Annotated in this window: 17 protein-coding genes; 8 read left to right on the plus strand and 9 right to left on the minus strand. The window is 58.1% G+C overall.

The features are described 5' to 3' along the window. Window positions 1-131 precede the first annotated feature (131 nt). Window positions 132-1,190, minus strand: coding sequence for a PA0069 family radical SAM protein (locus BK659_RS21905; protein WP_123427020.1), 1,059 nt, complete (start codon window positions 1,188-1,190; stop codon window positions 132-134). 264 nt (window positions 1,191-1,454) lie between these two features. On the opposite strand from BK659_RS21905, the gene BK659_RS21910 reads away from it, so the two are divergent. Together BK659_RS21910 and BK659_RS21915 are read left to right on the plus strand one after the other, a co-directional pair. Next, window positions 1,455-1,757 (plus strand): hypothetical protein, encoded by a 303-nt coding sequence (locus tag BK659_RS21910; protein WP_123427021.1) that lies wholly within the window; start codon window positions 1,455-1,457, stop codon window positions 1,755-1,757. A gap of 384 nt (window positions 1,758-2,141) precedes the next feature. Next, complete coding sequence (locus BK659_RS21915; RefSeq protein ID WP_123427022.1) at window positions 2,142-2,798, plus strand: dual specificity protein phosphatase family protein; 657 nt, start codon at window positions 2,142-2,144, stop codon at window positions 2,796-2,798. Window positions 2,799-2,934: 136 nt separating this feature from the next. Here BK659_RS21915 and BK659_RS21920 read toward each other — a convergent pair whose 3' ends face one another. Together BK659_RS21920 and prlC are read right to left on the minus strand one after the other, a co-directional pair. Next, window positions 2,935-3,225, minus strand: coding sequence for a YheV family putative zinc ribbon protein (locus BK659_RS21920; RefSeq protein WP_123427023.1), 291 nt, complete (start codon window positions 3,223-3,225; stop codon window positions 2,935-2,937). Then, entirely contained in the window at window positions 3,222-5,300 is a 2,079-nt protein-coding gene (gene prlC / locus BK659_RS21925; RefSeq protein WP_185015442.1) for an oligopeptidase A, read from the minus strand. The genes BK659_RS21920 and prlC overlap by 4 nt, the downstream gene beginning before the upstream one ends. A 76-nt stretch (window positions 5,301-5,376) precedes the next feature. On the opposite strand from prlC, the gene BK659_RS21930 reads away from it, so the two are divergent. Together BK659_RS21930 and BK659_RS21935 are read left to right on the plus strand one after the other, a co-directional pair. Then, entirely contained in the window at window positions 5,377-5,922 is a 546-nt protein-coding gene (locus tag BK659_RS21930) for a gamma carbonic anhydrase family protein (protein ID WP_123427025.1), read from the plus strand. A 27-nt stretch (window positions 5,923-5,949) separates the two neighbouring features. Continuing rightward, entirely contained in the window at window positions 5,950-6,600 is a 651-nt protein-coding gene (locus BK659_RS21935; protein ID WP_123427026.1) for an HAD family hydrolase, read from the plus strand. 120 nt (window positions 6,601-6,720) lie between these two features. Here the strand turns inward: BK659_RS21935 and BK659_RS21940 are convergent, their stop codons facing one another. Continuing rightward, window positions 6,721-7,797, minus strand: coding sequence for an aminopeptidase (locus tag BK659_RS21940; RefSeq protein ID WP_123427027.1), 1,077 nt, complete (start codon window positions 7,795-7,797; stop codon window positions 6,721-6,723). Between the two features lie 59 nt (window positions 7,798-7,856). Between BK659_RS21940 and BK659_RS21945 the strand changes: the two genes are divergently transcribed. Continuing rightward, entirely contained in the window at window positions 7,857-8,273 is a 417-nt protein-coding gene (locus BK659_RS21945; protein WP_123427028.1) for a PA0061/PA0062 family lipoprotein, read from the plus strand. Window positions 8,274-8,313: 40 nt separating this feature from the next. After that, entirely contained in the window at window positions 8,314-8,733 is a 420-nt protein-coding gene (locus BK659_RS21950; RefSeq protein ID WP_123427029.1) for a PA0061/PA0062 family lipoprotein, read from the plus strand. A 6-nt stretch (window positions 8,734-8,739) separates the two neighbouring features. On the opposite strand, the gene BK659_RS21955 is transcribed toward BK659_RS21950, so the two are convergent. Next, a complete protein-coding gene (locus BK659_RS21955) occupies window positions 8,740-8,973 on the minus strand; it encodes a DUF1161 domain-containing protein (protein ID WP_054594914.1) in 234 nt (77 codons plus the stop codon). 184 nt (window positions 8,974-9,157) lie between these two features. Beyond that, window positions 9,158-9,589: an OsmC family protein gene (locus tag BK659_RS21960; RefSeq protein WP_123427030.1), complete on the minus strand. Its 432-nt coding sequence runs from the start codon at window positions 9,587-9,589 to the stop codon at window positions 9,158-9,160. 242 nt (window positions 9,590-9,831) lie between these two features. Here BK659_RS21960 and BK659_RS21965 point away from each other — a divergent pair, with 242 nt between their 5' ends. Continuing rightward, window positions 9,832-10,833 (plus strand): LLM class flavin-dependent oxidoreductase, encoded by a 1,002-nt coding sequence (locus tag BK659_RS21965; protein ID WP_123427031.1) that lies wholly within the window; start codon window positions 9,832-9,834, stop codon window positions 10,831-10,833. A 68-nt stretch (window positions 10,834-10,901) separates the two neighbouring features. Here the strand turns inward: BK659_RS21965 and BK659_RS21970 are convergent, their stop codons facing one another. Next, the gene (locus BK659_RS21970) at window positions 10,902-11,123 is read right to left on the minus strand and encodes a DUF1161 domain-containing protein (protein WP_123427032.1); all 222 of its coding nucleotides are present in this window, start codon (window positions 11,121-11,123) and stop codon (window positions 10,902-10,904) included. Window positions 11,124-11,254: 131 nt separating this feature from the next. After that, complete coding sequence (locus tag BK659_RS21975; RefSeq protein ID WP_123427033.1) at window positions 11,255-11,470, minus strand: dodecin; 216 nt, start codon at window positions 11,468-11,470, stop codon at window positions 11,255-11,257. 142 nt (window positions 11,471-11,612) lie between these two features. Between BK659_RS21975 and BK659_RS21980 the strand changes: the two genes are divergently transcribed. Then, window positions 11,613-11,939 carry an ElaB/YgaM/YqjD family protein gene (locus tag BK659_RS21980; protein ID WP_123427034.1) on the plus strand — a complete coding sequence of 109 codons (327 nt, stop codon included), beginning with the start codon at window positions 11,613-11,615 and terminating at the stop codon, window positions 11,937-11,939. On the opposite strand, the gene BK659_RS21985 is transcribed toward BK659_RS21980, so the two are convergent. After that, window positions 11,936-12,829: a LysR family transcriptional regulator gene (locus tag BK659_RS21985; protein ID WP_123427035.1), complete on the minus strand. Its 894-nt coding sequence runs from the start codon at window positions 12,827-12,829 to the stop codon at window positions 11,936-11,938. The genes BK659_RS21980 and BK659_RS21985 overlap by 4 nt on opposite strands. Window positions 12,830-12,879 lie beyond the last annotated feature (50 nt).

The following is a 12,879-nucleotide window of genomic DNA, read 5'->3' on the forward strand; positions in this document are numbered from 1 at the left end:
AACAAGGTAACCAGCGAAACTTAACTCAAACTGAATCAACCGCTCTAGAACATGCGTTCAAGGTTACAAAAAACGTGACCGGGATAAAAACTCCCAGCGTTTTTCACTACTCAACCATAGGCCAATTGTTGCTAAAGCAACGACATCTGAGCACCAGGCGGACAAAAGGCTTCGCAGTCCAGATTGAAACCTTCACGTTGATTGAGCCCAAGACGCTTTATCGTTTTGGCGAAGCGTTGCGCCAGCAGGTCGGCGAACGGTCCTTCACCACGCATGCGGGCGCCAAAGCGGCTGTCATACAGTTCACCGCCGCGGCTTTGGCGGATCAAACTCAACACATGGGCTGCGCGTTGCGGATAGTGAGCCGTCAGCCACTCCTCGAACAGCGGCGCCACCTCCAGCGGCAGGCGCAACATCATGTACGCCGCACTCTGCGCACCGGCCGCATGTGCTTCGGTCAGCAGGCTTTCCAGCTCACTGTCGTTGATCATTGGAATCATCGGCGAACACAAGACGCCCACCGGAATCCCGGCCTCGCGCATGACCCGAATCGCCCGCAACCGCGCCTTCGGGGCAGCCGTCCGCGGCTCAAGGATGCGTTTGAGCTCGTCGTCGAGGCTGGTCAGGCTGATCATCACCGCCACCAGCCGCTGCTCGGCCAATTCACTGAGCAGATCCAGATCGCGAAGAATCAGCGATCCCTTGGTGATGATGGTCACCGGATGCCGGTAACGCAGCAACACCTGAAGAATTCGCCGGGTGATTTTGTGTTCGCGCTCGATCGGCTGATAGGGATCGGTGTTGGAGCCCAGGTTGATCGGCGCGCACTGATAACCGCGTTTGGAAAGCTGTTGCTCCAGTACGTCGGCAGCGTTGCTTTTGGCAATCAGCTTCGTCTCGAAATCCAGGCCCGGCGACAGGTCCCAATAGGCATGACTTGGCCGCGCATAGCAGTAGATGCAACCGTGTTCGCAACCTCGATAGGGGTTGATCGAGCGATCGAAGGGCAGGTCGGGCGAGTTGTTGCGGGTGATGATGGTTTTCGCCGTCTCGATGCGCACCTCGGTGCCCTGGGTCAGCGGTGCTTCCTGGTACCAGCCATCGTCTTCGGCCACCGAACGGTTTGGCGCAAAGCGATTGTGCGGATTGCTGGCGGTGCCGCGTCCGCGAGGTGGCAAGGGCGTGAACATTGGAAAACCCCATAACTGTATGCCTGTACAGTATCGAAAGATTCGCTGTCAGGCCAGTGCCGTTCGGCAGCTTCAGCGAAGGTGCCAAGTTAAAGTTCTACTCGTTTTATACGGGTTACTTGTTAAATAACCAATAACCAACAACCAACAACCAATAACCGTAAAAACGGGAAACATATAACTATTGGCCATCCGATAAAAATCACCCGTATTATCCTTGCCACTTGCAACACCACTCTGGATAACCCATAAAAGGATTTAACGATGTCTTTCCTTAATCAACGCGGTATTTTCCTGCAACTAATGAAACCTGGTCCTTCGGAACCCAATACTCTTGTGTCGATGCAACTTGCCCGCAAGGAACTGGGTTGGGATCCAGAAAATAAAATGCAAACGGAAGCATTGGTTGACTCGATCTTCATGACCGCAGTTTCCAGCGACGGCGGGCGCTCCTTCACTATCGGGACCCTGCGCAAGGATGTCGACGGTGATGGCGATATTGATGCCGATGACAAAGCCAAGCTGCTGGCGTTGGCCAAAGCTTATGCAAACATCGTCAGCCCGTGATCCGGTTGGGTGCCATGTCGGGTAATACACTCTACCCGTCATAAACCAACGCCTACGACATCATTCCCGTAGGCGTTGTCTATATCAACTTAACAACGCTCAATACTACTTGCTTATCGCGTTTTCTCAGCCCACGTCTATTTCACCTCACGCTGACGTAAACCGATAATGTCCGCTCACGTTATCTACGTCCGCCTATTACGCCAGCTCGTGCAAGTAAAGTTCACCCTCCCGCCATTGCTTTTCCGCAAATGCCGGCATCGTAAAGGTCACAGAAGGTCTCAGGCTTAACGATTCTTTGACAAGCCCCTCACAGAGCTTTGACTGCTCAGGGTTCAGGCTGGGATTTCGTCGCCCATTCCTTCATCCACGGCCTCCTGACTCATGTCGAAAAACCGCCTCTTGCTCGCACTGTGCCTGTCATTCATGGCGTGCTTTGCGTTCGATCAGGTTCAGGCCGAGCAAACCCAATCCATCCGTCCCGCAGAATGGGCCCAACCCGTCGAAGCGCAGTACGGCCTTTACCAGATGTCACCGACCCTCTACCGCAGCGCACTTCCCGATCATGGAGCGCTACCACTGCTGGAAAAATTCCAGATCGCGACGGTGATCAATTTTCTGCCCGAGTCCGACGCAAGCTGGCTATCGACACCCGGCATCAACCTGGTGCAATTGCCGTACAAGACCAGCCATGTCGATGACAGCGAGGTGCTGAGTGCGTTGCGGGCCATTCAAACCGGTCAAAGCAAAGGCCCGGTGTTGATCCACTGCAAACGCGGATCGGATCGCACCGGCTTGATGGCTGCGATGTACCGCGTGGTGGTGCAAGGCTGGAGCAAGGAGGACGCTCTGAACGAAATGACCCAGGGCGGTTTCGACGACAATACCCACTTCAAGAACGGCATTCGTTACATGATGAAGGCAGATATCGACAAACTGCGCACCGCGCTGGCTAACGGCGATTGCAGTACCAGTGTGTTTGCTACCTGCTCGATGAAAAGCTGGTTAAAAACGGTGAATAGCGAAGAACCGAAGATCTGAGAGGCGCGCCACAACAAGCCCCTTACCCAAACAGGTGAGGCGGCTCATGGACCTGCAATAGAGGATGGTGGTGGTCGTCGACAGAGACCGCCCTTGAGCACTCAGGCTCAAAGGCGGATTTCAAAGAGCCGGGTGATCAGGAATGATCGTCGGGCTTTTTCTTCAGCTTTGGATTGGGAAAGAACTGCACAGCCTGGACCTTGGCGTCCGGGACCTTCAACGCGGTGGTGTTAACCCGCGTACCCAATTCCTTGGGCACTGACAGACCTTGCTCGTTCAACGTGTCGGAATAACCGCAGGCCACGCATTCGCGGTGCGGCACTTCGTCTTCGCTCCACATCATCAACTTGTCCGGCTCACTGCACGCAGGGCAGACTGCCCCGGCGATGAAGCGTTTCTTGGTTTTGCTCACAGGCCCGTCACTCATGCTGCCGCGTCCTCGTTGAGGCCGCTGTGGCGCAAGAGTGCGTCAATCGACGGCGCACGTCCGCGGAAATCGACGAACAGCACCATTGGCTCCTGAGAACCGCCGCGGGCCAGGATCGCCTCGCGGAACGCACGACCGGTGGCCGCATTGAGCACGCCTTCTTCCTCGAACTTCGAGAAAGCATCGGCCGACAGCACTTCAGCCCATTTGTAGCTGTAGTAACCCGCCGCGTAACCGCCAGCGAAGATGTGCGCAAAGCTGTTGGGAAAACGGTTGTAGGCCGGCGGACGCATCACCGAAACCTCATCGCGAACGCCTTCGAGCACTTGCAGCACGCTACGGCCGTCGCCGTGAGTGGCGTGCAGTTCGAAGTCGAACAGCGAGAATTCCAGCTGACGTACCATCATCAGACCAGACTGGAAGTTCTTCGCCGCGAGCATTTTTTGCAGCAGGTCCTGCGGCAGTGGCTCGCCGGTTTCGTAGTGACCGGAGATCAATGCCAGGCCTTCCGGCTCCCAGCACCAGTTTTCCATGAACTGACTTGGCAACTCGACCGCATCCCAGGCCACCCCGTTGATACCGGACACACCGGAATATTCGACGCGGGTCAGCAGGTGATGCAGGCCGTGACCGAATTCGTGGAACAAGGTGGTGACTTCGTCGTGGGTCAGCAGGGCAGGCTTGCCGCTGTCGGCCGGAGTGAAGTTGCACACCAGATTGGCCACCGGACTTTGCAGCACGCCTGCGGCGGTACGGCGGTGATCGCGGGCGCCGTCCATCCAGGCACCGCCACGCTTGTTGGCGCGGGCATACAGGTCGAAGAAGAAGCGCCCGACGTGCTGGCCGTTTTCCTTGATTTCGAACAGGCGAACGTCCGGGTGCCAGGTGTCGAAGCCTTTCAACTCGGCGATTTCGATGCCGTACAGACGCTGGACAATGGCGAACAAACCGCTCAGTACTTTGTCGATCGGGAAGTACGCACGCAGGGTTTCCTGGGCGACGCTGTAACGCTGTTCACGAAGCTTTTCGCCGTAGAAACCGCTGTCCCAGCTTTGCAGATCCGGGCAGCCCTGTTCGGCGGCGTAGGCCTTGAGCTGTTCCAGATCCTGCGCGGCGAACGGTTTGCTGCGCTTGGCCAGATCGCGCAGGAAGTTCAGCACCTGATCGCTGGACTCGGCCATTTTGGTCGCCAGGCTCAGCTCCGAGAAGCTGGCGAAACCCAGCAGCTTGGCCAGCTCCTGACGCAGATCGAGGATCTCTTCCATCACCGGGCTGTTATCGTTCTGACCGGCATTCGGGCCTTGGTCCGACGCACGGGTGCAGTACGCAGCGTAGACTTCTTCGCGCAACGCGCGGTCATGGGCGTAGGTCATCACCGCGAAGTAGCTCGGGAATTCCAGGCTGATCAGCCAGCCATCCAGATCTTTGGCCTGGGCGGCGGCAGCCATCTGCGCCTTGGCCGAATCAGTCAGGCCGGCGAGGGCGGCTTCATCGGTGATGTGTTTGGTCCAGGCCTGGGTGGCATCGAGCAATTGGTTGGAGAAATGGCTACCCAGCTCGGACAGTTTGCTCTGCACCTCGGCGTAACGCTTTTGCTCAGGCGCAGGCAAATCGATACCCGACAGACGGAAGTCACGCAGCGCGTGCTCAAGAATGGTTTTTTGCGCGACGTCGAAATCGACCGCTTCCGGGCTGTTGACCAGGGCTTCATAGGCCTCGAACAGCTCGCGGTTCTGGCCCAACTCGGTGGCGTAGGCGCTCAGTGCCGGCAGGCAGGACTCGTAAGCCTCACGCAGTTCGGCGCTGTTGCACACCGCATTCAGGTGACTGACCGGGCTCCAGGCCGCGCCCAGGCGATCGTTCAACTCGTCCATCGCCAGCACCAGTCCGGCCCAGGTAGGTTGTTTACCCTGGCTTTTGAGGATCTCGGCGATGGCGGCACGGTTGTCCGCGAGGATCTGTTCGATGGCCGGTTGTACGTGCTCGGCGCGGATCGCCGAGAACGGCGGCAGGTCGTAGGACTGCAGAAGAGGGTTGTTCACGCTCACGGTTGGCACCTTGGCTGATAGAAACATGCTGGAAGAAACATAGCCCCATCTTAATTACAATCGACGCCAACCGCAGCTATCAACAAAAGAGAGAGAGCCTATCGTGTCCCTTCGCAAGTACCAGAACCACACCCCCGTGCTCGACAAAGGCGCGTTTGTCGACGGTTCGGCAGTGGTGATCGGCGACGTCGAAATAGGCGAAGACAGCTCGGTCTGGCCACTGACCGTGATCCGCGGCGACATGCACCGTATCCGCATTGGTCAGCGCACCAGCGTGCAGGATGGTTGCGTTTTGCACATCACCCACGCAGGGCCCTTCAACCCCGACGGCTTCCCGCTGCTGATCGGCGATGACGTGACCATCGCCCATAAAGTCATGCTGCACGGCTGCACGGTCGGCAACCGGATCCTGATCGGCATGGGCAGTATCGTCATGGATGGCGCGGTGGTCGAAGACGACGTGATCATCGGCGCTGGCAGTCTGGTGCCACCGGGCAAACGCCTGGAAAGTGGTTTCCTCTATGTCGGCAGCCCGGTGAAACAGATCCGTCCACTGACTGACAAGGAACGGGCGTTTTTCACCTACAGCGCGGCGAATTACGTGAAGCTCAAGGACCTGCATCTGGCCGAAGGCTACGACCAGCTCTGACACCGGCAGACTCACTCAGGAATCTTCATGCATTACCAAACTGTTTTATTCGACCTCGATGGCACCCTGACCGACCCGCGTGAGGGCATCACCCGCTCGATCCAGTTCGCCTTGAGCAAACTGGGGATCGACGAGCCTGATCTGACCAGACTCGAACACTTCATCGGCCCACCATTGCTGCAAGCCTTCATGCAGTTCTACGACTTCGACGAGCCCAAGGCCTGGGAGGCGGTGAATTTCTATCGCGAGCGCTTCAAGGTCACCGGCCTGTACGAGAACCGGGTGTTCGACGGCGTCACACCCCTGCTGGAAACCCTTAACGGGCAAGGGCGGCAGCTGTACATCGCGACGTCGAAGCCGTGGATTTTCGCCCGGGAAATCGCCCGGCACTTCGGTTTCGATCGGCACTTCAAGGTGATCTACGGCAGCGAACTGGACGGCACCCGCACCGACAAGGTCGAGCTGATTGCCCATTTGATGGCTGAAGAAGGACTCGATCCAAGCACCACGCTGATGATCGGCGACCGCAAACACGACCTGATCGGTGCCAAGCGCAACGGATTGGACGCGGCAGCAGTGGGTTATGGTTTCGGCAGCCACGAAGAATTGAGCGCCGAACAGCCGGCGTATCACTTCGAGACATTGGCCGAGTTGCATCAGGCGTTTTTGCAGCGCTAGTTGCACCGCCATCGCGAGCACCCCCGCCCCTCCCACATTAGACCGAGTTGTTGGGTAAATACGCGATCCCCTGTGGGAGCGAGCTTGCTCGCGATGGCGTCAGTTCATCCAACGCAAATCTCAAAGGGCTGCCAACGCCTTCAACGCAGCCTTGCGTTGTTCTACGGGCAATGCCCCCAACTTCTCGACCGCTGCATAAAACTTCAGCCAATCCCCACCCGACTGTTTGAACACCACGGAAAACGCCGGCACCCATTGGTCATAGAGCCCGAATGGCAGCAACCTGGCGTTGTTCATCGGGGCATTGATCCAGGCGTCGTAGCGCTTCTCGCCAGCCCATTGGCCGTCGCGCAGGGCTCGGTAGTCGCTGCGCAAACGTTCGAACTCGGCGGCTTTACGCTGGCGCATCTGCTCAGCCGCCAGGGGCGATGCGTAGAGCTTTTCGAGCCGCGTACGGGTATCCAGAACCAATCGGGTAAATTGATCGCGCTGCTGCTCTTGAGCCTTACTGGCAGGTGGTAAACCGCGCGCCACGCGCCATTGGCGGGTGCCTTCCTGTTCGACGAAGGTGGCAAAAGACTCGTTAAACTCGGTGTCGTCCTTCACGTAAAACCGCTGATGCGCCAACTCGTGAAAAATCAGCGTCGCCAGACGCTCGTCGCCCCAGTTCATCATCGAACTGATGATCGGGTCGTCGAACCAGCCCAGGGTCGAATAGGCTTCAACGCCACTGATCGACACGTCCATGCCTTGCTGACGCTGCAGCGCCGCATCGCCTCGTGCGGCGCTCTGGCTGTAGTACCCGCGGTAGGCCACGCATCCGGCAATCGGAAAGCAATGATTCTGCGGCTTGAGGGAAAACTCCGGCGTGGCGAACACATTCCACACCACAAACGGTCGGCCGATGTCGGCATAGAGGCGATAACTTTTGTTGTCTGGCAGATGCAACTGCTGACTCGCGAACTCGCGGGCCTTTTGTGACTGAGCCAGGTGCGCGCGCAGTTTCGCGTCACGCGCAGGGTCGGCAACTACCTCGCTCACCGGCTCACGCGCACGCAGCAATTGCCACTGACCGCTGGCCAACTGGCCGTAGTAGCTGACGCTCGTGCAACCGTTGAGCAGTAAAAGCAGCGTGGCCGGAAACAAAACGCGCAAAACGCGATCAAGTAACCGATGGCTTGGAGGCGGCCTGATCACATCGAATCATCCTTGGGGAGTCTGCCCGCAAGACTATCTCGCCTGACTGGAGCTTCGCTATGCGCGTGTTAATGCTGACTGGAAGTCTGCTGATGTTGGCCGGCTGTGCCGGACTGCCCCAACCCGACCCGACACAAGCCTGGATCGACCTTGGCCCCCATCAAAACGGCACCACGCTGCAAGCGCTGGAAGTCGATGCCAAGGCCTCCGTCGATAAACGCTACTTCGAAGTACCGCCGGGCAGCCATGAGCTGAAGGTGCGTTATCTGTTTGCGGTGCAACCGGCTGACATCGGCCCCGACGCCGAACCTTTGTGGCGCGATTGCCAGTTGAGTGTGAAATTCAACGATTTCAATGCCGGCCAGCGGTATCAGTTGCAAGCAGGGAATATCGGCTTCCGGCCGTGGGCCAAGCTCTACGATCAGCAGCGAAAAGTCGTTGGCCAGGCGCATCCGGCAGGCTGCCGGCGCACCTGATCGGCGCTATGATTAATACCTGACCACCCGGAAATTGATCATGCGCAGGATTCTGCTTTTTCTCGCCATCAGCTCGCTGGCCGGCTGTATGACCCCGTTGCCAGCCGCGAACCCGAACATGGCCTGGGTCGACTTCGCCATGCCAACGCCCGGTGGCAAAGTCCTCATGGCCGAGAGCCTGGACAATAAGCGCCTGAAAGACGGGCGATTCTTCCAGGTCACACCCGGCAGCCATGAACTGAAGGTTCGCTTCGACTTCGAGCAGTTTTACGGAGGCTTTGGCATGAACTTCGATTCGCCAAACCGATTGTGCTATTTGACCGTGCGCTACGATCATTTCGAAGCCGGCCAACGTTACCTGCTCGAAGCTCGCTCGCTGACCACCACGCCCAGTGCCCGGCTGTATAACGCCAAGCGCGAACTCGTCGCCGAAGAGAATCAGACTTTTTGCATCCCGTAAGACGGATTATCTGTCGTTCTTCTGATAGATGATTTTCTTCGTTCCGCCTTCACACGTGCCGACCACCATGTTCTGGTCGTGCACTTCGTCATTGGTGACGATCTCCAGGGTGTAGGACGATACGTTATTGGCCTGGATCTTGGATTCGATCTCGGCCTTGAGCTCTTCGCAGGATTTGGTTGCCGCCAGGGCCGATGTGGCCAGCACGCTGCAGATAACCGCCAAGGCAAAACGTTTCATGGTTGAAGCTCCCTTCAGGCAGCGCGCACAGTTATGCGCTGAAGCTGCTGTCACTTATTCGACCACAGTTTTACCCAGCGAGTTTGATCCGGAACAAAAAAGATCGCAGCCTTCGGCAGCTCCTACGAGGATCGATGTGAACCCGCAGGAGCTGCCGAAGGCTGCGATCTTTACTGCACAGAACTCAATTCACCAGCGTTGCATCCAGACTGATTTTGGCGTTCAGCACTTTGGACACCGGGCAGCCCTCTTTGGCTTTTTTGCTCAGTTCTTCGAACTGCTGCTGGCTGGCGCCGGGGATTTTCGCTTTGAGCGTCAGGTGCACGGCGGTGATCGCAAAACCACCGTCGACCTGATCCAGTGTCACCTCGGCATTGGTGTCAATTGTGTCGGCCTTGAGGCCAGCCTCACCGAGAATCATCGAAAATGCCATGGAGAAACATCCCGCATGAGCGGCGCCGATCAGCTCTTCCGGGTTGGTGCCGGGGCCGCCTTCAAAACGCGCCTTGAAGCCATAAGGTGCATTTTTCAAAACCCCGGTTTCAGTCGAGATAGAACCCAGGCCGGTTTTCAGATCACCGACCCAATGCGCCGATGCTTTCTTTTTGATACTCATCTCTGCCTCCTCAAAATCCGGCGCGAAGGGTCGCGCCTTCATGGTTTTCGGTTGCCAGGGTTCTGAGGATAGAAGACTGGGCAAAGTTCACCTTGTCAGATCGAACCACTTATCTGGTCGGCAAATTCATGTCTGCTATTGAAACTCGGGTATATGCCCACATTGCATAGAGCACGCTCATGCATTCGGCAGGTTTTCGTTGGTGAGAAAAGCCTGCGTACCCTCATTGGAGAAGCCGGCTTATGAAACAACTGTCCGATATCAAGTTCTCGACGCTGGACCTGGTGCCCGTTCGCGAGAACGGCAGCCCCGCCCAATCGCTGCGCAACTCGCTGGACCTGGCGCAACACGTCGAGAAGTGGGGCTACAACCGCTTCTGGGTCGCCGAACACCACAACATGGATGGCATCGCCAGTTCCGCGACTTCCGTACTGCTTGGCTATCTGGCCGGCGGGACGTCGACCATTCGTGTAGGTTCCGGTGGCGTGATGCTGCCCAACCATGCACCGCTGGTGATCGCCGAGCAGTTCGGCACCCTCGAAAGTCTCTATCCGGGGCGAATCGACCTCGGTCTGGGACGCGCACCGGGTTCCGATCAGATGACCGCCCGCGCCTTGCGCCGTGAACGCTCCGGCAGCGCCGACGACTTCCCGGAAGACGTGGCCGAACTGGTGCGCTACCTGGGCCCACGCACGCCGGACCAGCGCATTATCGCGATGCCCGGCACGGGCACCAATGTGCCAGTCTGGCTACTGGGTTCCAGCCTGTTCAGCGCGCAACTGGCCGGCGAACGCGGTTTGCCTTACGCCTTTGCCTCGCATTTCGCACCACGATATATGCATGAAGCGATTCGGGTTTACCGCAATCACTTCAAACCTTCAGCCGTACTGGATAAACCCTACGTGATGCTCGGCGTGCCGCTGGTAGCCGCCGATACCGACGAACAAGCCGATTACCTGGCGACCTCGGTCTACCAACGGATTCTGGCACTGATGCGCGGCCAAAGCCTGGTTCAGCGTCCACCGGTGAAAACCATGGACGGCCTGTGGTTGCCTCATGAGAAAGAAGCCGTCGGTGATTTCCTCGGTCTGGCGATGGTCGGCAGCCCGGCGAAGATTCGCGCAAAACTTGAGGTGCTGATCGAGCAGACTCAGGCCGACGAACTGATCTTCACCAGCGATCTGTACGAACACGCCGATCGCCTGCATTCCTACGAACTGCTGGCGCAAGTGATGAAGGGCTGAGCCCCAAACAGCACCCGGAAAAAAGCCGACGCCATGGCGTCGGCTTTTACATAAACAACGGACTCAATCTACTTCTTGTAGACGATGACCTTCTTGCCTGCCTCGCACTTGCCGACCACCTTGCCACCCGCGGCCGCGCCTTTATCAACGATTTCCAGCGAATAGTTTTTGGAGCCCTTGGCGTCGATTTTTGCCGCGATTTCGCTTTTCAACTCTTCGCACGGCTTGCCCGCCGCAAAGGTTGTTCCCGCAATGCTCAACAAACCCACCGCCAACATAAATTTCTTCATCGGTCACATTCCCTGGTCGGATCAAAAGGGGTAAGCGTTAACACTGAGCGTCTGTCGCCCAAGACGAAGTAGCGCTTTGCCATTCCCTATGGCAATCGGCCAGCGCACAAGTTCAGAAGCCTAGCTCAACCTCAGCTATTGGCAATCCGGAAACCGACCTTGAGCGTCACCTGAAAGTGCGCCGCCTGGCCGTCCTTGATGTGCCCGCGGGTTTCGGTGACTTCGAACCATTCCATGTGCTTGATGCTTTTGCTGGCCTCGGCCAGGGCGTTGTTGATGGCTTCTTCAATACTGGTCGGGGACGAGCCAACCAGCTCGACTTTCTTGTAAGTGTGATGGTCAGTCATGGCGCTCTCCTTGAGTAGTGATTAGAGCCTAGCAGCGATTTTCGGTATTTCTTGTGCCTGCCATTCCCAAGATTTACTGCACTTTCGCGAACCGCTGGAGTCCCAACCAACATACGCACTCAATCAATGCAGGAGAGTCATCATGGCCATCACCTCGTTGCGTAAAGCGTCATTGCAAAGCATGGAAGCCGAGATCGAGAGTCTGCTCAAGTCGCTGGAAAGCCTGAAGAGCGATGCCTCGGACGAGTCGCTGAAAACCCTCAAGGCTCTCAAAAACAACGCCGAGAGCGCGCTGAAGCATTCGCGCCACCTGCTCAGCGATGCGTACGAAGAAGTCAAAGTCAAAACCCGCGAAACCGGGATCGCCACCCGCGATTACGCCCAGGAGCACCCGTGGACCACCGCCAGCGTCGCGGTCGGTGCCTTGGGTTTGCTGGCGGCGTATCTGCTGTACAAACGCGGTAATTAAAGGGTTTGGCGCAGCTCGTTTTTCAGCCACTGCGCCAACTGTCGAGCGCGCCCGTCCGCGGCGCGCTTGGGTAGCCACAACGCCAGTTGCGCCGGGGTTTCGCTAAACCCCCACGGCGCAACCAGGCGACCGGCCTGCAAATCTTCGGCCACCAGCGGCTCAGGGGCGATCGCCACGCCCAACCCCGCCACCGCCGCCTCCAGCAAATAATACAAATGCTCGAAACCCTGCCCGAACTTCAACGCTTTGGCATCGAGGCCGTTGCGCTGCGCCCAACTGGGCCAGGCTTGCGGGCGTGAAGTGGTGTGCAACAAGGGTTCGTTGAGCAACGCAGCAGCCGGCGCCTGGCGCAGGCTGTCGTAACCGGCAAAGCGCGGGCTCAACACCGGGCCGATGCGCTCACTGGCCAACTCATAAACCTGCATGTCCGCAGGCCACGGCGGCTCGGCAAACACCAGCAAGGCATCCAGCCCCGGTCGTCGTGGGTCGAGATCACCTTCACCCGCCGACAGGTGCAAGCGCAAATCCGGCAGGTCGGCATTCAGCCGGCCCAAACGCGGAATAAACCAGCGCGCCAGCAAGCTGCCGGAGCAGCCGAGCACGAACGGCGCGTCGGCGTGGCCTTGCGTCAGCTCACCGCACACGGTGCGCAAACGCTCGAAGGCCTCGCTGCTGGCATCGCGTAAGCGCACGCCGGCATCTGTGAGTTTCAGGCCGCGCCCATCCTTGACGAACAGGCTCACCCCCAGATGCTCCTCGAGCACTTTCAGCTGCCGGCTGACCGCACCGTGGGTCACGTGCAATTGCTCCGCAGCCTGACTGACGCTGTTCAAGCGGGCAGTGGCCTCGAAGGCGCGCAGGGCGTTCAGCGGGGGAAGGTCATGGCTCATGGGATCTGTGAGTTTTCCTGACAGGTTACGGCGATCTTATCGGTTTTCAG

Source organism: Pseudomonas brassicacearum (assembly GCF_003732225.1).
In the GTDB taxonomy this organism is placed as follows: domain Bacteria; phylum Pseudomonadota; class Gammaproteobacteria; order Pseudomonadales; family Pseudomonadaceae; genus Aquipseudomonas; species Aquipseudomonas brassicacearum_E.